This is a genomic window from Leisingera sp. M527 (assembly GCF_025141525.1).
Taxonomy (GTDB): domain Bacteria; phylum Pseudomonadota; class Alphaproteobacteria; order Rhodobacterales; family Rhodobacteraceae; genus Leisingera.
In genome coordinates this window covers 1,071,408-1,098,350 of the sequence record NZ_CP081037.1, presented here as the reverse complement: position 1 = coordinate 1,098,350, position 26,943 = coordinate 1,071,408, and the positions used below count along the sequence as shown (strand labels likewise).

Sequence of the window (26,943 nt, the reverse complement as noted above, 5' to 3'; positions counted from 1 at the left end):
AGAGCGGGCCAATGGCGGGTCACGGGCGAGTCAGGGGCGGGCAAGCCGCGGGTCTGGGGCCTGTCAGTTGCAGGCCTGCCAGAACTGCCGTAGCAGCTGCGCAGTTTGTTGCGGGTGCGTCACCGGCAGCATATGGCCCGCACCCGGCACGGATCCGGCACGGGCATTGGCCAGCCGGCGGCTGAACCCCCGGACAATTTCCCCGATCACGCCCGGGCTTTCACTGCCGTGAAGCAGCAGCACAGGCATGGCAACAGGATCCAGAGCGCCGGGGGCAAGGGTGCCGTTTTCGTCGTCAAAAAGCGTCGGGTGGCAGGCAGGCACCACAGGGATTGCGCGTATCATAGCAGCACGGGCCTGTTCGGGCAGGTCGGTCCACTTTGGCTCTCCCGGCCCCCACATCCGGTTGAACAGCCGCGCCATCAGTGCGAGATCCCCGGCTGCCCAGGCCGCATCGATTGGCCGGCTGGCGGCTTCGAGGGTGGCGAATGCCGCCGGGGCGTCGGATTTGGCCACGGCAAACAGCACCGGTTCGATCAGCGTCAGGCTGCGCACAAGATGCGGCCGGGCCATTGCCATGCGCAGGGCCACAGTGGCGCCGAAGGAGTGCCCGATCAGATCCACGGGTTCGCTCAGCAAGGCAAGGCCTGCGTCAACGTTCAGCAGCTGATAATTGCCGGTGCCGTCCCAATCCGGGCTGCGCCCATGGCTGAGCATATCGAAAGCGGTTAGGGTGATGCCCTCGGCCATCTCCCCGGCCAGACGGCGCCAGGCGCCGGAATGGGCCAGCGAGCAATGCACCGCCAGCACATTGCGCGGGCCCTGGCCGAAGCTGCGCGAAAAGATCCTCTCGGGCCAGCCGGTCTGGTCGCCTGTCACGCAGCCTGCCCCGCCAGATGCGCGTCCAGGTCTTCCAGCCGGTCCTGTCCCCAGAACTTTGCCCCGTCTGCGGTCAGCCAGAACGGCGCGCCGAACACACCGGCATTGACTGCGTCCTCGAGGTTCTGCGCATAGGTCTCCGCGCCGGCCAGAAGACCGCTGTCCGCCAGCTCGGGGTCGAAGCCGGCGCCGTCGAGACAGGCGCGGATCACCGTATCCTCGGCGATGTTCTTCTCCTCGGCCCAGCAGGCGCGCAGGATCGAATGCACCAGCTGCCCCATATCGCCGCCGCCTGCGGTTTGCGCAGCGATAATGGCGTATGAGGACGGCGCGGCATTGGCCGGCCAAAACGCCGGTTTCAGATTGACGGGCATACCCAGCCTGGCCGCCTGCCGCTCCAGCTCAACCAGGCGGTATTCCTGGCGTGCAGGATGGCGTTCGCCCGGAGGTGTGCCGCCGGTGCGGCCAAACAGCGCCAGGATGTCCAAAGGTTTGCAAATCACCTCGGCCCCGTGACGGGCGGCAATCTCCCACGGCTTTGTGCCGGCCAGATAGGTAAAGGGCGATAAAGTTGAGAAGTAGAAATCGAACGCTGCCATAGGCTGTATCTCCCGCTTAGAACTTTGCGCGAGGGTAAGTGCATGCTAAGCGGGGTTCAATATCACGAATCTGACACATTGCCATTGCTGCCTGGGGATATCAGCCAATGCCGACTTTGAACGAACCCAAGCTTATCGCTGGGAACGCCAACCTCCCTCTTGCCCAAGCCATCACCCGCCGGATGAGCATGCACCGCGGTGTTGACCAGGGGCTGGTGGACGCCCGCGTCGAGCGGTTCAATGACGGCGAGATTTTCGTCGAAGTCTATGAGAACGTCCGCGGCGAGGACATGTTCATCATTCAGCCGACCTCGAACCCGGCCAATGACAACCTGATGGAACTGTTGATCATATCTGATGCGCTGCGCCGGTCATCGGCACAGCGGATTACTGCAGTGATCCCCTATTTCGGCTATGCCCGCCAGGACCGCCGCACCAAGGCGCGCACGCCGATCTCGGCCAAGCTGGTGGCAAATATGCTGACCGGTGCCGGCATCGAGCGGGTTCTGACCATGGACCTGCACGCCGCGCAGATTCAGGGCTTCTTTGATATCCCGGTGGACAATCTTTATGCCTCGCCGATCTTTGCGCTGGATGTGAAGAACCAGTTCAAGGACAACATGGACGAGCTGATGGTGGTGTCTCCGGACGTGGGCGGTGTGGCCCGTGCGCGGGAGCTGGCCAAGCGGATCAATGCACCGCTGTCGATCGTCGACAAGCGCCGCGAGAAGGCCGGTGAAGTAGCCGAGATGACCGTGATCGGCGATGTCAAAGACAAGATCTGCCTGATCATCGACGACATGTGCGACACCGCGGGCACGCTGTGCAAGGCAGCCCAGGTGCTGCTGGACAACGGCGCCAAGGAAGTCCACGCCTATATCACCCACGGCGTGATGAGCGGCCCGGCGGTGGAGCGGGTGACCAATTCGGTGATGAAGTCGCTGGTACTGACCGACTCGATCCAGCCGACCGAGGCCGTCGCCGCCGCACCCAATATCCGCATCCTGCCGACTGCGCCGCTGTTCACGCAAGCCATTCTGAACATCTGGCACGGCACATCAGTGTCGTCGCTGTTCGAGGACAAGACCCTGGTACCGATCTACGAGAGCCTGACCTCAAACGGCAGCTGAACCCGCTGTTTTCCGCAAGTTGAAAAGCCCCGCCACACGGCGGGGCTTTTGCCTTTTTACTGGGCAGCACGGCGGCGGCGCACTGTGAGCAGGGCCGTCAGCAGCGCCATGCAAGCCATCAGCGCCAGACCTGCTGCTGCAGCGCCGAACGTTGCGCCATAGCCCCATTGGCTGATGGCAGGCGTGCTGGCAAAGGGCGACAGGAACTGGCCGCAGAACACTGATGCTGTCAGGATCGCGCCTGCTGTTCCGCGCCGCCCGGACGGGGCCAGTGCCAGCGTGATAGCGACGAAGCCAGGCGAGACCGTGGCATAGCCAATGCCAACCGCCATGGCGCCCGCCAAGGACAGCGCCGCGCTGCCCTCCAGCGCCAGAACCGCAAAGCCAAGCGCCAGCGCGGCATAACCCAGGGCAAAGATGGCGGCATGCGGCAACGCGCCTTTGAAACGGGCATACAGCAGCGCAGTGATCCCGCCGCAAAGCGACAGCAGCCCCAGCCCTGCCCCCGTCATCAGCGCGCTGTTGAGGCCCTGGGACGCAAAGAAGAACGGCAGCTGGGTGGGCATCATGAAGAACAGCCCGTTGGTCAGCATCTGCAAGGCCGAAACTGCGATTACCAGCACCAGCCAGGCCGGGTGCCCTGCCCCCTCAGCTTGGGCTTGCCCCGCTTGGGGCCGGGCCGGTTCGGGTGCATGGCGCCAGGCGGCGTACAGGCACAGGACAGCCAGCCCGTAGATCAGAAACGGCAGCCGCGGTGACAGGGTGGCGGCCAGCCCGGCAAAGCCGATGAAGACCAGCCCGCCGAAGTTTCGGGCCGAGATCTGCAACCCGGTCAATGCCTGGCGCCGCGCGCCGGTGAAATAGTCGCCGATCAGCGCGGTTTGCGCGGTCATGATCAGCGCCACAGCGATCCCCAGGCCAAAGCGGCTGACAAGCATCAGCTGCAAATCCGGCAGGTAAAAACCGGCCGTGCCGCAGAGCATGAACAGCCAGATCCCCGCCAGCAGCACGCCCCGCCGCCCGGCGCGGTCTGTCAGCCAGCCCGCCAGCGGCGCGGTCAGCATCACCCCCAGCGACGGCGCGGTGACCAGCAGGCGTACCAGAAAGCCCGCATCGGGCACGCCTCCAAATTCCTGTTCCAGCCCCGCCAGCGCCGGGCTGATGGTGGCATTGGCCATCACTGTGAGACTGGCGGCCATCAACAGCGCGATGGCCTTAGGTTCTTGCCAGAGGGGTGTTTTTTCCGTGTTCATCCGGGAATTTCCTTGTTCAAACTGTTCCGGACTGGCAGCCTGCCAATTCAAGTCAGCTTGAGGTCAAGAATGAAACTTCTGGATATCGGCGACGTTGCCGAACGGTCAGGCGTCGCGGCCTCGGCCCTGCGGTACTACGAGGAAATCGGGCTGATCACCTCAGCCGGGCGCAAGGGGCTGCGGCGGCAGTTCGGGCGGGAGGTTTTGTTGCAGCTATCGTTGATCACGCTGGGCAAGGCGGCCGGGTTTTCGCTGCAGGAGATTGCCGGCATGTTCGGCAAGGACGGCCAACCGGATCTGCCGCGCAGCCAATTGCACGCCCGCGCCGACGTGCTGGAGGCGCAGATCCGCGAGCTGACAACGCTGAAGGACGCGCTGCGCCATGTGGCGGACTGCCCGGCGCCCAGCCATCTGGAGTGTCCCAAATTTCAAAAACTGCTGCGGGCCGGCACCCTGACTGCCAAGGTCTAGCGCCGCGGCTTAATCAACATCCCAGTCGTCGGCATGGGGCAGATCACCAATGGCCAGCCAGCCCGCGCGCAGGCGGGCGGCGCGGCTGTCGGCCCAGGTGCGAAAGACGATCTCGAACCCTTCGCAGGTGATGTTTTCCGCCACCAGCTCGGCCCGGATCGCGGCGGAGGTGTCCATATCCCAAAGCGACACCGACACTTGCACCGATGGCGGGCTGGCAAATGCCGCGCTGAACCTTACCGCCTGGCGCCGCTCGCGCGGGCCAGAGCCGGTCCACATCTCGCCGTTGTCCTCGAAATCCGAAAAGACCTCGGCATCCCCCTGATCTACCCCTGTACGGGGGTTGCGCAGTCTTTTCATTCCGGTTCCCAAGCGGTAAGTCAGTGTTGAGATTAAGCCATACAGCAGGATTATCCAGAAACCAGCCATAAAGACCCGGCGGCTGTTGCCTTTAGGCAAGGCGGCACTGGCTTGGCAAGCTGCCATTTCTGAAGGCCTGGCAGGCTTGTCCGGTCTTCACGAGCGGGGAGAAATCCCCCGAAGGCCCAACCTTTCCCCGATCAGGGATATTTCCCTGATTGTCGCAAACGTTGTGCATTCCGGCGCGGCGGCGACGAGTCCCCGGGGCCGATTTCTGGTGTGTATCCGCATCCGCCTTTGACAGGCGATTTGACCCTAGGGAGGAGATACCCGTGTCACCAAATGATCCGCATATCCTAAAGCCCGGCCTGGCGATGGCGCTGTTGCCCATCGTGCTGACGCTGGGTGTTCTGGGCGTCCAGCTGTTCTATTTCGGGGACTTCACCCCGCATATCCCGCTGGCCATCGGCATCGCCATCACTTCGCTGGTGGGGCTGAAGCTGGGCCACAAGTGGAACAACATCGAAGACGGCGTGTTCCACGTCATCAACATCTCGCTGCCGTCGGTGTCGATCCTGATCACTGTCGGCATGATCGTCGGTATCTGGATTGCCAGCGGCACCGTGCCGACGCTGATCTATTACGGGCTGAAAATCCTCTCGCCCGAGCTGTTCCTGGCTGCGGGCATGGTGCTGTGTTCCATCGTGTCGGTGTCGCTGGGTACCTCCTGGGGCACTGTTGGCACCGTTGGCCTGGCGCTGATGGGGATCGGCGCGGGCTTTGGCATTCCGATGTACTGGACCGCGGGCGCCGTGGTGTCCGGTGCGTTCTTCGGTGACAAGATCTCACCTTTGTCGGACACCACCAACCTGGCCCCTGCCGTCACCGGGACCAACCTGTTCGATCACATTCGCAACATGCTGCCAACCACGGTGCCGTCGATGCTGATTGCGCTGGTGATCTATCTGGTTGTGGGCTTCACCCTGATCGATACCTCGCAAGTGTCGTTTGAGCGGATCGACGCGATCACCGACGCGCTGGACGGCGCATTCTGGATCTCGCCGCTGATGCTGCTGCCGGCGCTGCTGGTCATCGCGCTGGCGGTAAAGAAACAGCCGCCGATCCCGTCGCTGTTTGCCGGTGCTGTTGTCGGCGGCATCATGGCGATAGCGTGCCAGGGCGCAGGCCTGCATGAGACCTTTACCTTTGCCAACAGCGGTTATGCGATTGAAACCGGCGTGCCCGAAATCGACCCGCTGCTGAACCGCGGCGGCATCCAGTCGATGATGTGGACCATTTCACTGGTGCTGCTGGCGCTGGGTTTTGGCGGCGCGCTGGAGCGGACCGGCTGCCTGCAGGCCATCATCGAGGTGATCATTGCGCGGGTGAAGTCGTTTGCCGGCATCCAGACCTCTGCAATCCTGACCTCGATTGCGACCAATACCGTGGCCGGCGATCCCTATCTGTCCATCGCCCTGCCCGGCCGGATGTATGCGCCTGTCTATCGCGGCATGAAATATTCGCCCCTGAACCTGTCGCGCGCGATTGAGGAAGGCGGCACGCTGGTGTCACCGCTGATCCCCTGGAACGCAGGCGGCGCCTTTGTGATCTCGGCGCTGGCGCTGGGGATATCGGATGGCAATTTCGAGAACCTGCTGTACATCCCGCTGGCCTTTGCCTGCTGGCTGTCGCCGCTGATCGGTATCTTCTATGCGATGACCGGGCTGTTCTCGCCCAAGGCCAGCGAAGACGAAATCGCCGCATGGGAAGACAGCGGCGAGCCGGTGGCCAAGCTGACCGCCTGAGAAAACAGTGCGCCGCGGGCAACGGCCTGCGGCGCGCATTTTGCAGTAACCATCCCATCTGTTAGGGTAAGATCATGAATCTCCGCAGCTTTGTCCCGAAGGGTGCGGCCAGTTTCCGGGTTGATTACGACGGGCCGCCTAAAGACATCTATTTTGTGCTTCTGCCGAAGCTGACCATGCTGGCCTTCAGCGCGGCGGTGGAACCCTTGCGGGTTGCCAATCAGGTCACCGGCAAGGAACTGTACCGCTGGTTCCTGATGAGCGAGGACGGCGCGCCGGTGGGCTGTTCCAACGGCATCGGCATCAACACCGATCTTCCGCTGGAAGACCTGCCCCGCGGCAGTTATGCCTTTGTCTGTTCCGGCATCGAACCCTCGGACAGTGCCAATCCCCGCACCCTCGCCTGGATCCGGCGGCAGAACGCCCATGGTGGCCGGTTCGGCGGCATCTGCACCGGAGCTTTTGCGCTGGCGCAGGCCGGCATCCTGCAAGACCAGCGCTTTACTCTGCATTGGGAGAACCAGCCGTCGTTCTCGGAGTATTTTCCGGGACTGGAACCCTCGGCAAACCTGTATGAGATCGACAAAGGTCTGATGACCTGCGGCGGCGGCAATGCGGCCACCGACATGATGCTGGAGATGATCGAGACCGACCATGGCAAGGACCTGGCGGTAATTGTATCCGACATGTGCATCCACTTCCGCTCCAACAACCGCGAAGCGCTGCAGAAATCAGCCTATTCCGTTGCGCTGAGCAGCCGCAATCAGCATCTGATCAACGCCATGCAGTTCATGCATGACACCATCGAGGAGCCGGTGGAAATCGGCGTGCTGGCGGACCGGGCGCAGATCTCGCGGCGCCAGCTGGAACGGCTGTTCCAGCGCTATGTCGGCACCTCGCCGGTGCAGTTTTACATTGAACTGCGGGTGGGCCGGGCGCTGGCCCTGCTGAATGAAACCAATATGACGGTGGCAGAGATTTCCGCCGCCACCGGTTTCAGCAGTGCCACGCAGCTGTCGATCCGTTTCAAGAAACGCTACGGCCAGTCGCCTGCGTCCTTTCGCAAAAGCTGGACGGAAACGGCGGCAAGGGAATAGGCCGGAACACGGGTTACTTCCCCTCGGATGCAAGTGCCTTGCTGAGTTCCGTGATCTTTTCCAGACGGACGGAAATCCGGTCCTGGAACTGCCCCAGTTCATCAATGATCGAATTCAGCGATTCCCCGGTACTCCCCAGCCGGGCGCATTCGATCTTGCACAGCACCCGGGTTGTGGTCAGCGCCATAAAGTGGCGGTGCAGGGTCAGGCAGGCCTTGAGAATGCGGTCGGCCTCGAACCGGACGTCCTGCAGGCTGGCCCTGGCCTTGGTGAACTGATCCTCGGTCAACTGCGTCAGGATCGCCTGTTCGCGATTGATATCAATGGCCGCAGCGCCGTCTTCCTGATTGAGCTGATGACCGCATTCGGTGAGGATGCGCGCCAGCCCTTCGACAAAAATGGCAGCTGTCACGGTGCCCTTGATGGCGCGGAAATTGCTGTTCTTACCCCAGACATGGGCCTCGAACCAATTGGACATATCGCGCGACATGGAGTTGTAGTTTTCGGACAGAACGGTGACCGGCCCGCCGGCCGGTTCGATCCGCGAGGCGATGACGCGCAGGTTATGCGGGATGGTGCGCATGGATTCGAATTCCTGCACCAGCGCCTCGGTCTCCTGCACCAGATCCCCGGCTGCGGAATGCATTGCCCGGCGTTCCGCCAGACGGGCGTCCGCGGGGCGTTTCAAGCCTGCATCGCGTGCCATGAGCTCTTCTGCCAATGCGTGGCCGGCAAAATCGTTGTAGGTGGCAAAGCCAAGCCCTTGCAGACGCGTCAGCAGCAGTGCAGCGCTGGCTTCGGGGTCTAGCCCTTCGTCGCGTTCGGCCTTGCGCAGCAGGGCGTATTCCTGCTCGACCGTCTTGCGCAGCGGGCTGGTCGGTTTGATCCGCGCCGAAAGATAACCGCCCTCGCAGGGGGTGACGACTGCAAAAACCCAGTAATAGCTGCCATCGCTGGCCCGGTTCTTGACATAGGCGCCAACGGTGCCGCCGCCCTTGATCGTCTCCCACAGCAGCTGGAACACCGCGCGCGGCATGTCCGGGTGGCGGATCACCTTGTGCGGTGCTCCCAGCAGATCTTCCATCGCGTATTTGGCGACACGGCTGAACACAGCATTGCCGGCCTGGATCACACCGCGGGAGTCGGTGCGGGAAAAAAACACTTCGTCCAGGGCAAAGGGAGCTTCTCTGCCCCTGGATGGAGCGGTCAGCGTGCGGTCTTCAAAGGACACGTGTGAGTTCCTGTCAGTGAGGGTAAGGGGCCGCTTTCTGTTTAAGCGGCACAGCTTTTCAAATTGCTAATGCGGCGGCACAAGAGAGCGGTTTTCCAAGCTGCCAGCGCGGCCCGGCCGCCGCCCCCCCCGAATGCGGCGGGATCACGCCGCAGTGCCCTGTGCCAAAGCCCCTGTCTGGTCCTTCCCGGTGTCCTGCCCAGTGCTCTGCCCGGTGTCCTCCAGTGTCAGGCCCAGGCTTTCGAACAGCGGCAGGCGGCGGGCTGCGAAATTGCCGGCCCTGGCCCCCAGCAGGGCGAGGTTCTCTTCCTCGGTTTCCAGAACCCGGCCCTCGTGCTGCAGCCGCTGTCCCTGCGGCGCCAGGATGCGCCAGGCCAGCTCGGCCCAGCCGGCGGGTGTCTCATGGCCTTCGCTGCGGGCCAGCAGGAATAGCTGTTCGAACCGGTCCGCCTCAACCCCGCCGCCGGTGACAGGCGAGGCCAGGAAGCGCAGGGTATCGCTGTCCTCGGCCCGTTTGCAAACCGCCAGATTGAAGGCACGGCAAGCAGCCGCCCGTTGTGCCAGCCCCTCCTGCGGCAGACAGGGGGTGATGCAGCCGGTGCCGGCAAGTATCGTCAGCATCAGGGCGATGCTGCCCCAGTCCATGGCGCCGAACACCCCGTGATCCAGCAGGCTGCGCACTGTTGCTGGCCCCTCGGCCAGCGCCTTCAGCACAGGCGCGTACTGCTCCTGCTCCAGAGGCACCTCCCTGCCCCGGTGGTGGAATTTCAAGGTCCCGCCGCTATAGGGACGGGTCAAAGCAAAAGGGGTCGCAAACCAGGCGCCGATTTCGCCGCGCGGGGTATGGGACAGCTTGCCCTTCACAAAAATATCGGTGCGAAAATGCTCGTTCAGCAGAACATCGCGAAGACCTTCGCGGCGGCCGGGGTCCCCCTCGCTGTTCAGCAGGGCCTGCTGTTCCGGCGTGAAGCGGATGCAGTCCAGATTGTCCAACGGATGCACGGAGCCTGCAAAATCCAGCTTGGCCCCGGCCAGTTCGCCCGCCAGATCCTCGAAATAGAACGGGGTCCAATCCTTGTTGAAATACTCATGCGCCAGGTAATTGGTCGGCATTGATTTCATATGATCCAGACGCTTGGCTGCAACCAGGTTCTTGCCGAAATACGCAGCTCCCGCTGCGCCCAGCTGGTGCGCAAAGGCCATCGCATCGCCAATCCGGTCTGTCAGCGGCCCGCTGCCCTGCTCTGCCCGGCCCGCAAGAAGGCGGCGCAGAGGCATCGCTGCAGCCCAGCCGGGCTGGGCATTATAGCTGACATAGACCAGGCCGCCCGGCCGCAGCCGCTGCGAAATGAACCGGATGATATGCTGGCGGTTTTCCGCGGAAACCCAGCTGAAGACACCGTGCAGGGCGATGATGTCAAACACCTCGGGCAGGCCCGGCGCGGTGTCGAAATCCTCAAAGGAGCGTTCGTGGAAATGCATATTGTCCAGAGCCGCTTCCTGCGTCAGTTCCCTGGCGCCGGCAATATGCGACGGGCTGAAGTCCATCGCGTGGAATTCAACATGCGGGTTGGCCGCCGCCAGCAGATTGGCGGAAAACCCCTGGCCGCAGCCGAGTTCGCAAAAGGTGATGCCGTCGCCGTGCAAGCTGTGCCGGTGACCCTGGCTCATTGCGCCGAAACCCAGCAGGGCGGGCGTCAGCTGGCTGTGGAAATCATGGGTATAGTCGATGCCGGCCACATAGCCGGAGGTCCAATCGGTCACGGGGAATCCTGCTGGTTAGGAAAATGTCATGCAGGCCAATTTGTCGAAAACTTGTGAGAATAGCGTTAATGGGGCGCAGATCGGGGGTAATTCACGGGAAGGTGAATGCCTGCTCTGCTGAAGTAGGCCCCGGCGGCGCGGCCAGTGTTGAGGCCCATAGTGTTCACAGCGGCTTGGGTAAAGGCGATTTCTCTAAGTGGGTGTTTGGGTCAAGTATCGGGCGTTTAGATCATCCAGTGCCCTCCACTGGTTCCTGACGGAATTCAGTTCTGTCTGTCCACATGCGGTGCAGCAAGACGGCAAGTTTGCGCGCAACAGCGGCAACAGCGCGACGACGCCCTTTTACGCGCATCACCCGCATGCCCCGCGATTTGATCTGCGACCCTGCCATTGTTCGCCTGAGCAAAGCGTTGGCGGTTGCGTATAATGTTGCGCGGACATCCCCGATCGCCTGCTTTTGATATTCGGCCGGGATTGCCGTGCTCACATGACCGATACCGTCTCGGCGTCAGGCCAAAAGACGCGCCAGCAGTCCGCGACCTTTTGAACCGCGTGGAGTCACCGACAGCGGCCTTGAAGGTCAGTGCTGCAATCGGCCCGGCACCGTCAGAGGTGGTCGCGGGAATTCAGACCAGTTGCCAATATGGATCGCATGATGAAAGTGATGATCCAAAATGACGAAACGCAAGAACCCTTCTCCCGCATTCAAAGCCCAAGTTGCGCTTGCGGCGATCCGCGAGGAGAGGACACTGGCAGAGTTATCGAAGACGCTCGGCGCGCATCCGAACATGTCCAGCGGCTGGAAACAGGCGGCGGTCAAGAACATGGCCTGGGCCTTTTCCAAGAGGACCGGCGCTGCGGCCAAATCCAACGGGGTTGAGATCGGCAAGCTGCATTCCAAGACCGGCCAGCCTGTGGCTGAACGCGGTTTTTTGAAACGCGCCCGGGATCGTTAAGCAAGGATCGCAGGCGGATGTGCATTGAAAAGGACCATCCGAAGATCAGCGTTCGCCGTCAGTGCCAGATACTGTCGCCGGCCTGTTCGAACCTGTATCACACGCCAAAGGGCGAGAGCGCCGGGAACCTGCGGTTCATGGCAATCATCCGCTGCCCGGCAGGCGGTTTGCTGCCGCAAATCCGCCGGGAGGGACAGGCCATTTCTTGAGACGCCGTGGTACGGCTCCCGCCAGATGGCCCTCTATTTGTTGCGGCAGGGCCAATAATGCGGCCGTCACCGTGCGCGCCGCCTGATGCGGCTCATGCGCCTTGCTCCGGTCTGTCAGACGCCGAAGACCAGCAGGAAGCACCCGCAGCACAAGATCTGGCCGTAGCTTTTGAAGGTGCTGGCCATCAGCCGCCCCAGCCAGGTCTGGTGCGCCGGTATCAGCTGTATCCCCCTCTCGGCAGATTGCTTTGCAATCGCCTGCCGGGCAGTGGATGCGCCGGGGCCGTTTGATCGGCAACCGGACGGTTGAGCGGTTACGGCGGTTCCTGAAGGACGAATGTGTCTGCCGGAGGACGAAACGGCGGCTCCGTCTAATGTTAGTGGCTGCGGTCATCGTGAGATGCAGCGGCGACAAATCCGACAAGGAGGAAAGCGCGGGCTGGTCTGGGCACTATGGGGATTGCAGTTCAGGGCTGCATCGCGTGATGGGCAATCCGAATGACTGTGTGACGACAGGCAGTGCAAACATGCTGGTTTTCCTGGCACGGCATGGCTGACTGGCTTTCGATCATACTGTTATAGACCTGATGCGGCGCAGGATTGTCTGAAAAGGCCGCACTGAATGGCCCGGCGTCTGCACAAGACAGGCTCGGTTTTTCGCGTTTTAACATGCGGCATCCTCCCATGGTGGAGCACGGGACTTCGGGGGTTGGCCGCGCAGGAAGGTCTTAACGATGACCATCGCGCCTTCGCATTTGAGGCAAGGCTGTTGCACGTGCGGATCGCCGCATTCGGCGCTGGTTTCCTCATCCGGCGTTTGATCGGGCTCTGGCCCGGCACTCAGCAATTGTCTGATCTTTGCGATCCTGTCGCGCCGGATGCCATTTGCGAGGAAGCCCGCGTGGCGGATACGGTGGAAGCCGGAGGGCAGGACATGGATCAGGACCCGGCGAATGAACTCAGCCGCGGGCAAGCGCATCATCTTCACCAGGCTGCCGAAGAAGCGCAGTTTACCTGCCTTGTGCAGTTTGCCCAGCCCTTCGAGGAACAATCGCCAGAACAGCCGGGATGGGACTTTCACGGGCAGGAAGAACCTTGGGGGCAATCGACCCAGCAATTGCCGGCCGACGATAACCCACTGCCCGGCACGATGACATGGACATGCGGGCGATGGGTCACCGCAGACCCCCATGTGTGCAGGACCGATGTCATGCCGATCCGCGCGCCCATCCGCCGGGGGTCGGCGGCAATGGTCAGCAGCATCTGTGCTGACAACATAACCAGCTGGCCATAAACCGCTGACTTGTTTTGATAAGCAATGCCGGCGATCTGGGCTGGAAGGGTGAAGACCACATGGAAGTACTCCACTGGCAAAAGATCTTCCATCCGCGCATGCATCCAGTCCCGAGCCACGGCACCCTGGCACTTCGGACAATGCCGGTTGCGGCAAGAATTGTAGGCGATGTGCTCGTGGCCGCATTTGCCGCAAGCCGCGACATGCCCGCCGAGCGTGGCCGTTCGACAGTTCTCAATTGCGGACATCACTTTGAACTGCGGCAGGTTAAAATGCCCGGTATGGTCCCTGCGATAGGCAGGCCCATGCGCGCGGAAGATATCCGCGACCTCCAGTCCGGGGAGGGACATCGGAGCCGGGTTTGTCCGGCCCCGGCCTCCCGGCTCACCAGCAGTTCAAGCGGGCTGGTCACGTCCTGGATCGTCTTGGATGCCACCTTCGTGCAGATTGCCCTCGTTTCCAATTTGGCGTGCCCAAGCAACCCCTCCCCTCTCGCCGATTGCATCGCAACCGGCTGCCGGTCATTGGATCATGCGCATGCCGGTCTCAGAAAAATCGCATGCCGCCCCAAAAGCCCGGTTGAACTGACACGTCGAGATCGGATCGATGCGGTTGCGGCCTGGGAACATCCACCCTTTTAGCTGTGCCTAACGGTAGTAGTAGCGGAGTAGGTGGAGCAAGCTCGGCGACAGCATCACATGGCGGTCCTTGCGACCCTTCCCTTGCTCGATCCGGATCAGCATCCGGTCGCTGTCAATGTCACCGACCTTCAAATGCGTGACCTCGCTGGCGCGCAACCCGCCGCCATAGGCCACGCTGAACGCGGCCCGGTATCTCCGCCCGGGACCAGGTGCCGCTTGAAGAATGCGCGCGACCTCCTCAGCGCTCAGCGCCACCGGGATCCTCTCGCCGCCCGCTGATAGCGCATGTGCCGCTTCATCTCCGGGCGCGGGCATGTCGTCGCGAAGAAGAAGCTCAGAACCGTCAGCCGGTTGTTGAAGGCCGCCGGGCCGGCGCCGCGCTCCTTCATATCCAGCTGAAAGGCGCGCAATTCCTCCGGCGTTGCGTTATCAGGCGCGCGCCCCGGAAACCGCGTGAAGTCAGGCATCGCACGCAGATACTTCGTCTGTGTTTTGGGCTGAAGCCCCTTGATCTGCACGTCTTCGGCAAACCGCTGGCGTAGTTTGGGAACATATTGGTTTCACATCGAAATCTCCTGTCATCAGATTGAGAAGGTCCCAATCGTCAGACAGGCACGCCTATCCGCCAAATCCACAGTACAAATCAGCGCGATCCAACCGCCACAAACGCCAGGACCGCGTGAGCGGTTTCGTTCGTGTCTAAGGTTTGTGGCTGCTGTCAGCGTGAGCTGCAGCGGCGATAAATCTGACAATAAGGAATGCGCGAGCGGATTCCGGTGCTTTGGGGATTGCGGTTCAGGGCTTGGAAAGACGATGGGTTGAGCTGCGAAGCCTGCAGCGCCGATCAGCGCGGGCAGGCTGGTTTTTCCGGTCCGATACCGCCGGTCAGCCCTTTTCTCCAGCGCCTTGGGTCTGTTGCTGCGCCGGGTTTGGTGGACTGGCCGCAATGACTGGTCCGGCGCCTCGGGATGGTTGGGCCGGGTGTGATGGTTGGATCATGCCGCCCCCTGCCATGGCGGGGCGCGGGGTTTGGGCGTTTGGCCGCGGCTGAAGGTCTTGATGATGATCATGGCACCGCCGCACTTCGGGCTAGGCTTGCGGGCATCCGGATCAGCGGGATTGCTACGTTCCCCTTCACCCGGCGCAGTGCCAGGTTCTGGCTCTGCATCGACTAGGCACCGGATCGTCCCGATCCTGCCGCGGCGGATGCACCCCTCGGGACATTGCTTTGCAATGCCCTGCCGGGCAGTGACCGGTGAGAAGCCGGGCGTGGCGGATGCGATGGAATCCGGGTGGCAGGGCGCGGATCAGAAGCCGGCGAATGAACGCGGCTGTGGGCAGGCGCATGATCTTCATTCCCCTTTCATGGTTTGCAGGCAAACCACTGCCGGGCAGCGGATCGCCGCGCTTGATCCGGCCGTCTTTCCATCGGAACGCCGCGGTGCCGCCTTCGGTGCTGATCAGCCGGTGGCTGGAGATGACGGCCCGGCGGGGGCAGCGGCTGAGACAGGCCGGCACGGCTTCGGGTCCGCCGAAGGGTAGTTTGGCGGACACGGCTCAGCCGGCTTTGCGCAGCGGCGCGGGATGGGCCCGGAAGGTATCCGGGCCGGCCAGCGCTGACAGATTGCCGAAGAACGTCAGTTTCCCCGCCTTGCGCAGCCTGGCCAGCCCTTCGAGGAACAAACGCCGGAACAGATGCGGCGGAACCTTCACCGGCAGCAAAAAACCGGGGCGGCAAGCGATCCAGCGGGTGCCATCCGCCAGCAAGCCGCAGGCGCGTCTTCGACACGGCGTGCAGGGCGAGACCTTATTCTTGATCCCGGCAAACTCGCTAGCCGCCCCGAACGCCCGGTTGAACTGCCGCGTCGGGATCGGGTCGACCCGGTCGCGCCCCGGAAACAACCATCCGGCCGGGCGTGTTTCGCGGTAATAGCCGCGCAGCAGATCCAGCAAGCCCGGCGACAACATCACGTGGCGGTCCTTTCGGCCTTTGCCCTGGTCCACCCGGATCAGCATGCGGTCACTGTCGTGCCGGAGGCGCGCTTCCAGCGTCGTGCCCGAGACGTGCTTCCGGCACGATATCACCGGCCTTCAGATGCGTGACCTCGCTCGCCCGGAGTCCGCCGCCATAGGCCACACTGAACACCGCCCGGTAACTCAGCCCGGGACCGGGTGCCGCTTTGTGAATGCCCGCGGCCTCCTCAACGCTCAGCACCGCACGCATCGCCTGCAGATGCATCGTCTCCTGCTGCAGACCCTTGATCCGCATATATTCGGCAAAACGCTGGCGCAGCGCAGGAACATATTGATCTGACGTCGAAACCTCCTGTCATCAGATTAAGAAAGTCCCAATCGTCAGACAGGCACGCCCATCCGCCAAATCCACAGATCAAATCAGTGCGCACCACACGCCAGGTACGCCAATACCGCGTGCAAGTTTCGTCCTTGTTGGCCGTTCGGGCAGCAGGAAGACCGTTTTTCAATAGTTGGCTAGGTTGAATTGCCTTTCCGGCGTGTGTTTTCCCACAGCAGGCAATCCTATCCAAACAGCATTCCCAAAAAAAACCGGCCCCCAAGTGGAGCCGGTTTCTAAATCGTCCAATCCGCGTTTGGATCAGAGGGACATATGGGTGCCCAGGGCTTCCATGTCGGCGAGCAGCTTGGCTGCGTCCTCGACCAGGCCGTGCGGCTGGTCTTCCTCTTTTGCGGTCTTGTACATCTCGCGGGCGTCTTCGATCAGCGTGGTCATCTGATCGCGGGTCATTTCCGCCATCGGGATCGCACGCTCGGCCAGAACCGACAGGCTGTCGCCGCCGATTTCCGCAAAGCCGCCGGTCACCACATACTCCGCGTTGCCTTCCGGGCTTTCGACCTTCAGCACGCCGGGGCGCAGGGTGGTGATGGTGGGCGCATGGGCGGGCATTGCCGTCATGTCGCCTTCCGCACCGGGGATCTGGACCGCGCTGGCCTGCAGCGAAGCAAGGCTCCGCTCGGGGCTCACGAGGTCGAATTGCATCGTTTGTGCCATTGGGGCCTCCTTTCAGGGTTCCCCTGCACGGGCTGCGCGCAGGGGAGTTCCAGTCTTAGGCGGCTTCCGCAGCCATCTTCTCGGCTTTGGCGATCACTTCGTCGATGCCGCCAACCATGTAGAAGGCGCCTTCGGGCAGGTGGTCGTATTCGCCGGCCACAACAGCCTTGAACGACGAGATGGTGTCTTCCAGCGGAACCTGAACGCCGTCAGAGCCGGTGAAGACTTTTGCCACGTCGAACGGCTGCGAGAGGAAACGCTGGATCTTACGCGCACGCGCAACGGTCAGCTTGTCCTCTTCCGACAGTTCGTCCATGCCGAGGATCGCGATGATGTCCTGCAGCGACTTGTAGCGCTGGAGGATCTGCTGAACGTCGGACGCCACAGCATAGTGCTCTTCGCCAACGATCTGCGGGTCCATCAGGCGCGAGGAGGAGTCGAGCGGGTCCACAGCGGGGTAGATGCCGAGTTCCGAGATCGCACGGTTAAGAACGGTGGTCGCGTCCAGGTGGGCAAAGGTGGTTGCCGGTGCCGGGTCGGTAAGGTCGTCCGCAGGCACGTAGACGGCCTGGATCGAGGTGATCGAGCCGTTCTTGGTGGAGGTGATGCGTTCCTGCATCGCACCCATGTCGGTTGCCAGCGTCGGCTGGTAGCCCACAGCGGACGGGATACGGCCCAGAAGCGCGGACACTTCCGAACCCGCCTGGGTGAAGCGGAAGATGTTGTCCACGAAGAACAGAACGTCGGTGCCGGACTGGTCGCGGAACTGTTCGGCCAGGGTCAGGCCGGTCAGCGCCACACGGGCACGCGCACCCGGAGGCTCGTTCATCTGACCGTAAACCAGGGCCACCTGGGATTCTTCCAGGTTGTCCGGCTTGATCACGTTGGATTCGATCATTTCCCAGTACAGGTCGTTGCCTTCACGGGTCCGCTCGCCAACACCGGCGAACACGGAATAGCCCGAGTGCACTTTGGCGATGTTGTTGATCAGTTCCATGATGAGAACGGTCTTGCCCACGCCGGCGCCGCCGAACAGGCCGATCTTGCCGCCTTTGGAGTAAGGCGCCAGCAGGTCGATAACCTTGATGCCGGTTACCAGAACTTCCGACTCGGTCGACTGTTCGTTGAACTCGGGCGCGGGCTGGTGGATGGCGCGGGTCTCGGTTGCGTTCACCGGACCCTTTTCGTCGACGGGTTCACCGACGACGTTCAGGATGCGGCCCAGGGTGGCGTTGCCGACCGGGATCGAGATCGGTGCGCCGGTGTCGGTTACTTCGCGGCCGCGGACCAGACCTTCGGTCGCGTCCATTGCGATGCAGCGGACGGTGTTTTCGCCGAGGTGCTGGGATACTTCCAGAACCAGGGTCTTGCCGTCGTTTTCAGTGTTCAGGGCGTTCAGAATTGCGGGCAGGTGGTCGTCAAACTGGACGTCCACAACGGCGCCGATGATCTGGGTCACCTTACCTTTTGCTTGTGCCATTTGTTGGTCTCCGGTTGTCTCTTAGAGCGCCTCAGCGCCCGAAATGATTTCAATCAGCTCGTTGGTGATCACGGCCTGGCGCGAGCGGTTGTACTGGATCGTCAGCTTGTCGATCATGTCGCCCGCGTTGCGGGTGGCGTTGTCCATCGCGCTCATCCGGGCACCCTGTTCGGATGCACCGTTTTCCAGCAGCGCCGAGAAGATCTGCGTAGCCACGCCGCGCGGCAGCAGGTCCGCAAGGATCTGCTCTTCGCCGGGCTCGTAGTCATAAACCGCAGAGCTGCCTTCAGCTTCGCCGCCCTCGTAAGAGGCCGGGATGATCTGCTGGGCGGTCGGGATCTGGGTCACGACGTTGACGAACTCCGCAAAGAAGATCGTGGCAACATCGAACTCGCCAGCATCGAAGCGGGTCAGGATGTCCTTGGCGACGCCCTGCGCATTGGCATAGCCGACACGCTTGACTTCGCTGAGGTCCACATGACCGACGAAATCGCCGCCAAGGTCGCGTTTCAGGGCATCACGGCCCTTTTTGCCGACGGTCAGAACTTTGACCGTCTTGCCCGCAGCCTTCAGCTCAGCCGCTTTTTGGCGGGCAAGCTTGGCGATGTTCGAGTTGAAGCCGCCGCACAGACCGCGCTCGGCGGTCATGACGACCAGCAGATGGGTCTGGTCGCTGCCGGTGCCGCGAAGCAGCTTGGGAGCTGACTCGCTGCCGCCGACCGAGGCCGCCAGCCCTGCCATCACGGCGTTGAACCGCTTGGTATAGGGACGGGAGTCCTCGGCAGCTTCCTGGGCGCGGCGAAGTTTCGCCGCGGCCACCATCTGCATGGCTTTTGTGATCTTGCGGGTCGATTTGACCGACGCGATCCTGGTTTTAAGGTCCTTAAGGTTCGGCATTGCCTGGGATCCCCCTTAAGCGAAGCTAGCGGCGAACTCGTCCAGCGCAGCTTTCACTTTGTCCGCCAGCTCGTCCTTCACCTTACGGTCGTTGTTGGTGATGTCCGCCAGCAGGTCGGCATGTTTGCCGCGCAGGTGGCTGAGCAGGCCTTCCTCGTAGCGGCCGACTTCCTTGACGTCGACTTTGTCGAGGTAGCCGTTGGTGCCGGCAAAGATCACACAGACGATTTCGGCGTTGGTCAGCGGCGAGTACTGCGCCTGCTTCATCAGCTCGGTCAGACGGGCGCCACGGGCCAGCAGCTGCTGGGTGGCGGCGTCCAGGTCGGAGCCGAACTGCGCGAACGCAGCCATTTCGCGGTACTGGGCCAGCGACAGTTTCACCGGGCCTGCCACAGAGGACATCGCCTTGGTCTGGGCCGAGGAGCCAACGCGCGAAACCGACAGACCGGTGTTCACGGCGGGACGGATGCCCTGGTAGAACAGTTCGGTTTCCAGGAAGATCTGGCCGTCGGTGATCGAAATCACGTTGGTCGGAATAAACGCCGACACGTCGCCGCCCTGGGTTTCAATGATCGGCAGCGCGGTCAGCGAGCCGGCACCGAAGTCTTCGTTCAGCTTGGCCGAACGCTCCAGCAGGCGGGAGTGCAGATAGAAAACGTCGCCCGGATAGGCTTCACGGCCCGGCGGACGGCGCAGCAGCAGCGACATCTGGCGGTAAGCAACAGCCTGCTTGGACAGGTCATCATAGATGATCAGCGCGTGGCGGCCGTTGTCGCGGAAGAATTCCGCCATTGCGGTTGCGGCATAGGGTGCCAGGAACTGCAGCGGTGCCGGGTCGGATGCGGTTGCAGCCACAACGATGGAGTATTCCATCGCGCCGGTTTCTTCCAGCTTCTTCACCAGCTGGGCCACGGTGGAACGCTTCTGGCCGACCGCGACGTAAACGCAGTACAGCTTCTTGCTCTCATCGTCGCCGGCGGCGTCGTTGTAGGATTTCTGGTTCAGGATCGCGTCCAGAGCAACGGCGGTTTTACCGGTCTGACGGTCGCCGATGATCAGCTCACGCTGGCCGCGGCCGATCGGGATCATCGCGTCAACGGATTTGAGGCCGGTCGCCATCGGCTCGTGCACCGATTTACGCGGGATGATGCCCGGCGCCTTCACGTCGGCGACGCCGCGGGTCACGTCTTCGATCGGGCCCTTGCCGTCCAGCGGGTTGCCAAGACCGTCCACAACGCGGCCCAAGAGGCCGTTGCCGATCGGCACGTCCACGATGGAGTTGGTGCGCTTGACGGTGTCGCCTTCTTTAATGTCGCGGTCGGAGCCGAAGATCACGATACCGACGTTGTCGCTTTCCAGGTTCAGCGCCATGCCCATGATGCCGCCGGGGAATTCGACCATTTCACCGGCCTGAACATTGTCGAGGCCGTAAACGCGGGCAATACCGTCACCGACGGACAGCACGCGGCCGATTTCAGCCACTTCTGCTTCTTGACCAAAATTCTTGATCTGGTCTTTCAGGATCGCAGAAATCTCTGCTGCTTGGATACCCATTTATCCGACCTCTTTCATTGCATTCTGTAGGGAGTTGAGCTTGGAGCGGATCGAGCTGTCGATCATCTTCGAGCCCACTTTAACGACAAGTCCGCCGATGATGGAGGCATCGACGGAAGCATTGATGGTAACTTTCTTGCCCACGCGCTCGGCCAGAGTCTTGGCCAGCTTTTCGCTTTGGGTCTTGGTCAGCGCCTTGGCGGACACCACCTCGGCGGTGATTTCGCCGCGGGCTTCAGCCAGGCGGGCGCGCAGCGCGTCGATCAGCGCGGGCACCACAAACAGGCGGCGCTTGTCGGCCATCAGAGCCAGGGTATTGCGCAGGACGGGATCCAGGCCCATCTTGTCAGCCACCGCAGTGATTGCGGCGCCCTGCTCGTCGCGCGACACCAGCGGCGACTGGATCAGGCTGTTGAGATCGTCGCTGTCAGCCAGCGCGGCTGCCAGGTCATTGATGCTGGTTTCAAGGCTGTCGAGCGCCTTGTTTTCTTGCGCGATGTCGAACACCGCCGTGGCATAGCGCGCGGCAATGCCTGCAGAAATCGAAGCTGGTTCGGACACGTCCACCCTTCCGATATGTTATTGGCCCCGGTTGGCGTACCCGGCCACAGGCGGCGTCCGGGGGCGTGAGTCATCCCCCATTGGCAGCGGGGCGTTGAAATCAGCGTGGGTCTAGCAGAGCGGATGCGACCTATCAACTGCCTAAACGGCAACAGGAAGAAGCATGTTTGCAGCGTTTTCAATGACTTAAGTCAAGTGCGGCCCTTTGACCACAGTCGATAAATAAAAAAGTGCGGCTGAACTGCAGGATTTGGCGATTCCGGAAACCGGCATTTGCGGCCGAATTCGTCACATATCGGACCAGAACCCGTCTTTTCCGCCCCTCCTGGCACCGAACCCGCAGTTTCAGGGAATCGAAATCAGCCGCAGACGGGCCGGATCAGCCCCGGACGCGTCAGGCCGGTTCCGGCATCGGGTTGGACAGGCCTTCGAGCACCCGGATCCGGCTGCGGACCTTGGTGCCGACCATGTGGCCGCGCTGCGTGTGGGTCTGCTTGCTGACCTCGACCATGAACACGCCGCCGGCCAGCATCGCAGGCAGTTTGCGGCCCATTTTTTCCAGCATCGCCCCGGATTTCAGCCAGAACCGTTTGTGGCTGGGCAGCCGGTACAGCGCCGCGGTGTGCTGTTCGATGGCGAATTGGTGCTCGCGCAGCTGGCCTTCGAGCTGGCGCAGGGTGTACGGGCGGCCAAAGCCGAACGGGGTCAGATCCGACCGCGCCCAAAGCCCTGCCCGGTTTGGCACGACGAAAATGGCCCGCCCGCCGGGACCCAGCACCCGCCAGCATTCGTCCAGCAGCTTTGCCGGCCGCTCCGAGGTTTCCAGACCATGCATCACTACCAGCCGGTCGATCCTGCCGGTGTCGACGGGCCAGCTGGTCTCCTCGCACAGGACCGAGACATTGGGCAGCCCCGCGGGCCATTGCATGACTCCCTGCGGCCCCGGCATCAGCGCCATCACCCGGCGCGCCTCGGGCAGGTAGGGACGCAGCAGCGGTGCGGCGAAACCGAAACCCGCCACCGTCAGCCCCTCGGTCCCTGGCCAGATATCCAGCAGACGGCCGCGGATCGACGCCTGCGCCGCACGCCCCAGCGTGCTGCGGTAATAAAAGTTCCTGAGATCCTGAACATCAAGATGCATTGCGGGTGCCTGCTGCTTCGGCCAATCTGGGCGCAGTTTAGCAATGTAAAGGCGAATGACCATGCCTCTTGAGATCATCACCCTGCCCTGCCTGTCGGATAACTATGCCTTTTTGATCCGCAATCCCGCTTCGGGTGAAACCGCGCTGGTGGATGCGCCCGAGGCCGGTGCCATCAAGGCAGCACTGTCGGCGCGAGGGTGGGGGCTGGACTGGATCCTGCTGACCCATCACCACTGGGACCATATCGACGGTGTAGCCGACCTGCAGGAGGCCTATGGCGCCAAGGTGATCGGCGCTGCAGCCGACGCCCACCGGCTGCCGGATCTGGATATGGCTGTCGAGGACGGCGGCAGCTTCACACTGCTGGGCGAAGAAGTGCAGGTGATGGATGTCTCGGGCCACACCGTTGGCCATATTGCCTTTTATCTGCCCGGTTCAAATGCCGTGTTCACCGCTGACAGCCTGATGGCGCTGGGGTGCGGGCGGCTGTTCGAGGGCAGCCCGCAGCAGATGTGGGCCAGCCTGTCGCGGCTTGCCGCGCTGCCGCCGCACACTATCGTTTATTCAGGACATGAATACACCCAGTCCAACGGTGCCTTTGCTGTCACCGCCGACCCCGGCAACCCGGCGTTGCAGGCGCGTATACGTGATATCGCAAAGGCCCGGAACGACGGCATTCCTACGGTTCCGTCATCCTTGCAGCTGGAACTTGACACCAATCCGTTCCTGCGCGCCGGTGACAGTGCCGTGAGAGCACACCTTCACATGGAAGGTGCTGAAGACGCTGAAGTTTTTGCCGAAATTCGTCGGCGCAAAGACAATTTTTGACCAAATCAAGGGTATCGGGGCGCAACAGGGAGAAAATAATTGTGACCCCAAAATGAAGAAAAGCCCTTGAAGCTGGCGCGCTATCAACCAAACTCTAACCTTATAAGCACATGGTTGAACTGCGGGGTTGGTTAATACCGCCCCATCCGGCCAACCCAAGATCAGAGGAGCACGCCCGTGCCTTCATTCTCGAGCACCCTGGAACAGGCCATTCACGCAGCGCTGGCGCTGGCGAATGAACGCCGTCATGAATTCGCAACCCTGGAACATCTGCTTCTGGCCCTGATCGACGAGCCCGACGCGGCCCGTGTGATGCGCGCCTGCAGTGTCGATCTGACCGAATTGCGATCCTCGCTGGTGGAGTTCGTGGATGAGGATCTTGCCAATCTGGTCACCGACATCGACGGATCCGAGGCGGTGCCGACCGCCGCCTTCCAGCGGGTCATTCAACGGGCCGCAATCCATGTGCAAAGCTCGGGCCGCACCGAAGTGACAGGCGCCAATGTGCTGGTGGCGATCTTTGCGGAACGCGAAAGCGACGCGGCCTATTTCCTGCAGGATCAGGAAATGACCCGCTATGACGCGGTGAACTTTATCGCCCATGGCGTGGCCAAGGACCCGGCCTTTGGGGAACCCCGCCCGGTCACCGGCGCAACCGAGCAGGAAGAAGACAGTATCACGGCCGCGCCTGAGGGCGAAAAGAAGGAAAGCGCACTGGCGAAATACTGCGTGGACCTCAATGCCAGATCCCGCGAGGGCGAGATCGACCCGCTGATCGGCCGCGACCATGAGGTGGAGCGCTGCATCCAGGTGCTGTGCCGCCGCCGCAAGAACAACCCGCTCTTGGTGGGCGACCCCGGTGTTGGCAAAACCGCAATTGCCGAGGGGCTTGCGCGCAGGATCGTGTCCGGTGAAACCCCGGAAATCCTGTCGCAGACCACCATTTATTCGCTCGACATGGGCGCGCTGCTGGCCGGAACCCGCTACCGCGGTGATTTTGAGGAACGTCTGAAGGCCGTGGTCACCGAGCTGGAAGACCACCCGGACGCGGTGCTGTTCATCGACGAAATCCACACCGTGATCGGGGCCGGAGCAACCTCTGGCGGCGCCATGGATGCCTCCAACCTGCTGAAACCCGCGCTGCAAGGCGGCAAGCTGCGCACCATGGGCTCCACGACGTACAAGGAGTTCCGCCAGCATTTCGAGAAGGACCGCGCGCTGGCCCGCCGGTTCCAGAAAATCGACGTGAACGAGCCGACGGTGGAAGATTCCATCGAGATCCTGAAGGGACTGAAACCCTATTTTGAGGAACATCACGGCATCAAGTTCACCGGTGACGCCATCAAGACTGCGGTGGAGCTGTCAGCCCGTTACATCAACGACCGCAAGCTGCCGGACAAGGCCATCGACGTGATTGACGAGGCTGGCGCCGCGCAGCATCTGGTGATTGAATCCAAGCGCCGCAAGACCATCGGTGTCAAGGAGATCGAGGCCGTGGTTGCCAAGATCGCCCGCATCCCGCCGAAAAGCGTGTCGAAAGACGATGCCGAAGTGTTGAAAGACCTGGAGAAATCGCTGAAACGCGTGGTCTTCGGCCAGGACGATGCCATTACTGCCCTGTCCAGTGCAATCAAACTGGCCCGTGCAGGCCTGCGGGAGCCGGAAAAACCCATTGGCAACTATCTGTTTGCAGGCCCCACCGGCGTCGGCAAGACCGAGGTGGCGAAACAGCTGGCGGATACGCTTGGGGTGGAACTGCTGCGGTTTGACATGTCCGAATACATGGAGAAACACGCGGTCTCCCGCCTGATCGGCGCGCCTCCGGGCTATGTCGGCTTTGACCAGGGCGGCCTGTTGACCGATGGCGTCGACCAGCACCCGCACTGCGTGCTGCTGCTTGACGAGATGGAAAAGGCGCATCCGGATGTCTACAACATCCTCTTGCAGGTGATGGATAACGGCCAGTTGACCGATCACAACGGCCGCACGGTGAATTTCCGCAACGTGGTGCTGATCATGACCTCCAACGCCGGCGCGTCGGAACAGGCAAAGGCCGCCATCGGCTTTGGCCGCGACCGCCGCGAGGGTGAAGACACGGCCGCGATTGAGCGCACCTTCACCCCGGAATTCCGCAACCGTCTGGATGCGGTGATCTCCTTCGCGCCGCTCGGCAAGGAGGTGATCCTGCAGGTGGTCGAGAAGTTCGTGCTGCAGCTGGAAGCCCAGCTGATGGACCGCAATGTCTCGATCGAGCTGACCCGCAAGGCGGCGGAATGGCTGGCCGACAAGGGCTATGACGACCGGATGGGCGCGCGTCCTCTGGGCCGGGTGATCCAGGAGCACATCAAAAAGCCGCTGGCCGAAGAACTGCTGTTCGGCAAGCTGACCAAAGGCGGTATCGTCAAGGTCGGCATCAAAGACGGCAAGCTGGAGCTGCGCCTGGAAGGGCCAAGCAAGCCGCGGATTTCCGGCGACAAGCCGCCGCTGCTGACAGCAGACTGATGCGCGCTGCCGCGCTGATAACCGCAATATCGCTCGCCGCGCCCGCCGCGGCGGGCGATTTTCTTTTGCAGTTCCCGCTGGACTGCACCCTGGGCGACACCTGCCACATTCAGCAGTTCGTCGACCATGATCCCGGTCCCGGTGCGACGGATTTCACCTGCGGCACGCTGAGTTATGATGGCCACAAGGGAACGGATATCGCCCTGCCCTATTTGTCGGACATGCAGGCCGGCGTCGCGGTGCGTGCCGCGGCAGGCGGTATTGTCCTTGGAACCCGCAACGGCATGGCGGACCAATATGCCACCGATGATAATGCCGCAGAGATCGACGGTAAGGAATGCGGCAACGGGGTGGTCCTGCGCCACGGCAACGGATGGGAAACCCAGTACTGCCACATGAAGCGCGGCTCGCTCCGGGTGGAAAGCGGCATGAAGGTCAAGCCCGGCGATATCCTGGGCGAGGCCGGGCTTTCCGGCAAGACCCAGTTCCCGCACCTGCATTTGTCTGTGCGCAAGGATGGCGCAGTGGTGGATCCCTTCGCGCCGGAAAGCCCTGAAAGCTGCGGCACCCCTGCCGGTAAGACACTCTGGGCGGATCCGCCGGCCTATCAGCCGGGCGGTGTGCTGGGGGCCGGTTTCAGCGCGGCAGTCCCTGAATACAGTGCGATCAAGGCGGGCACCGCGGACGCCGCACCGCTGGCTGCAGATGCGCCTGCGTTTGTATTTTGGGCCTACGCGTTTGGCGGTCTGGCAAGCGACCAGCTTGAGCTGACGGTGACAGGCCCCGGCGGTGAACTTATCTCCCACAGCGAAGGGCTGAACAAAAATCAGGCCCAATTTTTCCGCGCTGCAGGCCGTCGCCTGCGCGGCGGGCAATGGCCGGAAGGCACCTATACCGGCACGGCCCGCCTGTTGCGGGACGGACGGCAGGTCGACAGCTTTACCCGCAGCATGGTGATCGCATCGCCGGAAGACCCCGCCTCCCAGTAACCCGCCTTACAGTTTTTCGATTCATGGTGACCGGGTTCAAAGTATCAGGCCTTATCCAGAGACGCGGCGGCAGCGGCTGGGGCGCAAGCCCTAGCCGCTGCCGGGCCCAACGGGCACGGTTGCCTTTGGGCGGCCAGGGCCGGGCGGGAGGTGTCGCCTGCGGATCCTGCGACGGCATGTGTGCTGCATTTTCCGGTGCCAGGATTTGATAACTCCCGAATTTGCAATAGATTTAAGGGGGCCCTGCTGCCCGGCGGGGCCGCAACCCGTGCG

At 62.3% G+C, this 26,943-nt stretch carries 24 protein-coding genes and 2 pseudogenes; 8 read left to right on the top strand and 18 right to left on the bottom strand.

Features of this window, described 5'->3' with window-relative positions; genetic code table 11:
- Positions 1–63: 63 nt before the first annotated feature.
- Both K3555_RS05450 and K3555_RS05445 read right to left on the bottom strand, forming a co-directional pair.
- Positions 64–879, bottom strand: coding sequence for an alpha/beta fold hydrolase (locus tag K3555_RS05450; RefSeq protein ID WP_260007688.1), 816 nt, complete (start codon positions 877–879; stop codon positions 64–66).
- A complete protein-coding gene (locus tag K3555_RS05445) occupies positions 876–1,478 on the bottom strand; it encodes a 2-hydroxychromene-2-carboxylate isomerase (RefSeq protein ID WP_260007687.1) in 603 nt (200 codons plus the stop codon). Before K3555_RS05445 ends, K3555_RS05450 begins: the two co-directional genes overlap by 4 nt.
- A 107-nt stretch (positions 1,479–1,585) precedes the next feature.
- Between K3555_RS05445 and K3555_RS05440 the strand changes: the two genes are divergently transcribed.
- Positions 1,586–2,608, top strand: a complete 1,023-nt coding sequence (locus tag K3555_RS05440) for a ribose-phosphate pyrophosphokinase (RefSeq protein ID WP_129370182.1) — start codon at positions 1,586–1,588, stop codon at positions 2,606–2,608.
- Positions 2,609–2,664: 56 nt separating this feature from the next.
- On the opposite strand, the gene K3555_RS05435 is transcribed toward K3555_RS05440, so the two are convergent.
- A complete protein-coding gene (locus K3555_RS05435; protein WP_260007685.1) occupies positions 2,665–3,861 on the bottom strand; it encodes an MFS transporter in 1,197 nt (398 codons plus the stop codon).
- A 69-nt stretch (positions 3,862–3,930) separates the two neighbouring features.
- Here K3555_RS05435 and K3555_RS05430 point away from each other — a divergent pair, with 69 nt between their 5' ends.
- Positions 3,931–4,332, top strand: coding sequence for a helix-turn-helix domain-containing protein (locus tag K3555_RS05430; RefSeq protein WP_260007683.1), 402 nt, complete (start codon positions 3,931–3,933; stop codon positions 4,330–4,332).
- 9 nt (positions 4,333–4,341) lie between these two features.
- On the opposite strand, the gene K3555_RS05425 is transcribed toward K3555_RS05430, so the two are convergent.
- Complete coding sequence (locus K3555_RS05425) at positions 4,342–4,692, bottom strand: H-type lectin domain-containing protein (RefSeq protein ID WP_260007681.1); 351 nt, start codon at positions 4,690–4,692, stop codon at positions 4,342–4,344.
- A gap of 374 nt (positions 4,693–5,066) precedes the next feature.
- Here K3555_RS05425 and nhaC point away from each other — a divergent pair, with 374 nt between their 5' ends.
- Positions 5,067–6,497, top strand: coding sequence for a Na+/H+ antiporter NhaC (gene nhaC / locus K3555_RS05420; RefSeq protein WP_260008493.1), 1,431 nt, complete (start codon positions 5,067–5,069; stop codon positions 6,495–6,497).
- A 74-nt stretch (positions 6,498–6,571) separates the two neighbouring features.
- The gene (locus K3555_RS05415; protein ID WP_259997812.1) at positions 6,572–7,594 is read left to right on the top strand and encodes a GlxA family transcriptional regulator; all 1,023 of its coding nucleotides are present in this window, start codon (positions 6,572–6,574) and stop codon (positions 7,592–7,594) included.
- A gap of 13 nt (positions 7,595–7,607) precedes the next feature.
- Here the strand turns inward: K3555_RS05415 and K3555_RS05410 are convergent, their stop codons facing one another.
- The 3 genes from K3555_RS05410 to K3555_RS05400 form a co-directional block, all read right to left on the bottom strand.
- A complete protein-coding gene (locus tag K3555_RS05410; RefSeq protein ID WP_260007680.1) occupies positions 7,608–8,825 on the bottom strand; it encodes a PAS domain-containing protein in 1,218 nt (405 codons plus the stop codon).
- Between the two features lie 144 nt (positions 8,826–8,969).
- The gene (locus K3555_RS05405; protein WP_260007678.1) at positions 8,970–10,589 is read right to left on the bottom strand and encodes a class I SAM-dependent methyltransferase; all 1,620 of its coding nucleotides are present in this window, start codon (positions 10,587–10,589) and stop codon (positions 8,970–8,972) included.
- Between the two features lie 263 nt (positions 10,590–10,852).
- Positions 10,853–11,173: a transposase gene (locus K3555_RS05400; RefSeq protein ID WP_260008492.1), complete on the bottom strand. Its 321-nt coding sequence runs from the start codon at positions 11,171–11,173 to the stop codon at positions 10,853–10,855.
- Between the two features lie 90 nt (positions 11,174–11,263).
- Between K3555_RS05400 and K3555_RS05395 the strand changes: the two genes are divergently transcribed.
- Positions 11,264–11,545, top strand: a complete 282-nt coding sequence (locus tag K3555_RS05395; RefSeq protein ID WP_260007677.1) for a hypothetical protein — start codon at positions 11,264–11,266, stop codon at positions 11,543–11,545.
- Positions 11,546–12,418: 873 nt separating this feature from the next.
- On the opposite strand, the pseudogene K3555_RS05390 reads toward K3555_RS05395, so the two are convergent.
- The 11 genes and pseudogenes from K3555_RS05390 to K3555_RS05345 all read right to left on the bottom strand — a co-directional run bounded on the left by K3555_RS05390 (position 12,419) and on the right by K3555_RS05345 (position 22,350).
- A pseudogene (locus K3555_RS05390) lies at positions 12,419–13,398 on the bottom strand (transposase zinc-binding domain-containing protein).
- Between the two features lie 297 nt (positions 13,399–13,695).
- Positions 13,696–13,944, bottom strand: coding sequence for a tyrosine-type recombinase/integrase (locus K3555_RS05385; protein ID WP_260007675.1), 249 nt, complete (start codon positions 13,942–13,944; stop codon positions 13,696–13,698).
- Positions 13,935–14,207, bottom strand: a complete 273-nt coding sequence (locus K3555_RS05380; RefSeq protein WP_260007674.1) for a phage integrase N-terminal SAM-like domain-containing protein — start codon at positions 14,205–14,207, stop codon at positions 13,935–13,937. Before K3555_RS05380 ends, K3555_RS05385 begins: the two co-directional genes overlap by 10 nt.
- Before the next feature lie 616 nt (positions 14,208–14,823).
- A pseudogene (locus K3555_RS24955) lies at positions 14,824–15,657 on the bottom strand (transposase).
- A gap of 52 nt (positions 15,658–15,709) precedes the next feature.
- Positions 15,710–15,958: a hypothetical protein gene (locus K3555_RS24780; protein WP_311200021.1), complete on the bottom strand. Its 249-nt coding sequence runs from the start codon at positions 15,956–15,958 to the stop codon at positions 15,710–15,712.
- Positions 15,959–16,303: 345 nt separating this feature from the next.
- Positions 16,304–16,717, bottom strand: a complete 414-nt coding sequence (locus tag K3555_RS05370; RefSeq protein WP_259990829.1) for a F0F1 ATP synthase subunit epsilon — start codon at positions 16,715–16,717, stop codon at positions 16,304–16,306.
- Positions 16,718–16,772: 55 nt separating this feature from the next.
- Positions 16,773–18,197 carry a F0F1 ATP synthase subunit beta gene (gene atpD, locus K3555_RS05365; protein ID WP_259990827.1) on the bottom strand — a complete coding sequence of 475 codons (1,425 nt, stop codon included), beginning with the start codon at positions 18,195–18,197 and terminating at the stop codon, positions 16,773–16,775.
- A gap of 21 nt (positions 18,198–18,218) precedes the next feature.
- On the bottom strand, positions 18,219–19,094 hold the full coding sequence (locus K3555_RS05360; protein ID WP_259990825.1) for a F0F1 ATP synthase subunit gamma: 876 nt from the start codon (positions 19,092–19,094) through the stop codon (positions 18,219–18,221).
- A 15-nt stretch (positions 19,095–19,109) separates the two neighbouring features.
- Complete coding sequence (gene atpA, locus K3555_RS05355; RefSeq protein ID WP_259990823.1) at positions 19,110–20,648, bottom strand: F0F1 ATP synthase subunit alpha; 1,539 nt, start codon at positions 20,646–20,648, stop codon at positions 19,110–19,112.
- The gene (locus K3555_RS05350) at positions 20,649–21,209 is read right to left on the bottom strand and encodes a F0F1 ATP synthase subunit delta (protein WP_129370168.1); all 561 of its coding nucleotides are present in this window, start codon (positions 21,207–21,209) and stop codon (positions 20,649–20,651) included.
- Between the two features lie 394 nt (positions 21,210–21,603).
- Positions 21,604–22,350, bottom strand: coding sequence for a class I SAM-dependent methyltransferase (locus K3555_RS05345; RefSeq protein ID WP_260007672.1), 747 nt, complete (start codon positions 22,348–22,350; stop codon positions 21,604–21,606).
- A 55-nt stretch (positions 22,351–22,405) separates the two neighbouring features.
- Between K3555_RS05345 and gloB the strand changes: the two genes are divergently transcribed.
- The 3 genes from gloB to K3555_RS05330 all read left to right on the top strand — a co-directional run bounded on the left by gloB (position 22,406) and on the right by K3555_RS05330 (position 26,670).
- The gene (gene gloB, locus K3555_RS05340) at positions 22,406–23,179 is read left to right on the top strand and encodes a hydroxyacylglutathione hydrolase (RefSeq protein WP_259990818.1); all 774 of its coding nucleotides are present in this window, start codon (positions 22,406–22,408) and stop codon (positions 23,177–23,179) included.
- Positions 23,180–23,356: 177 nt separating this feature from the next.
- On the top strand, positions 23,357–25,681 hold the full coding sequence (gene clpA / locus K3555_RS05335) for an ATP-dependent Clp protease ATP-binding subunit ClpA (protein WP_259990816.1): 2,325 nt from the start codon (positions 23,357–23,359) through the stop codon (positions 25,679–25,681).
- Positions 25,681–26,670 (top strand): M23 family metallopeptidase, encoded by a 990-nt coding sequence (locus K3555_RS05330; protein ID WP_260007671.1) that lies wholly within the window; start codon positions 25,681–25,683, stop codon positions 26,668–26,670. The genes clpA and K3555_RS05330 overlap by 1 nt, the downstream gene beginning before the upstream one ends.
- The last annotated feature ends 273 nt before the right edge of the window (positions 26,671–26,943 follow it).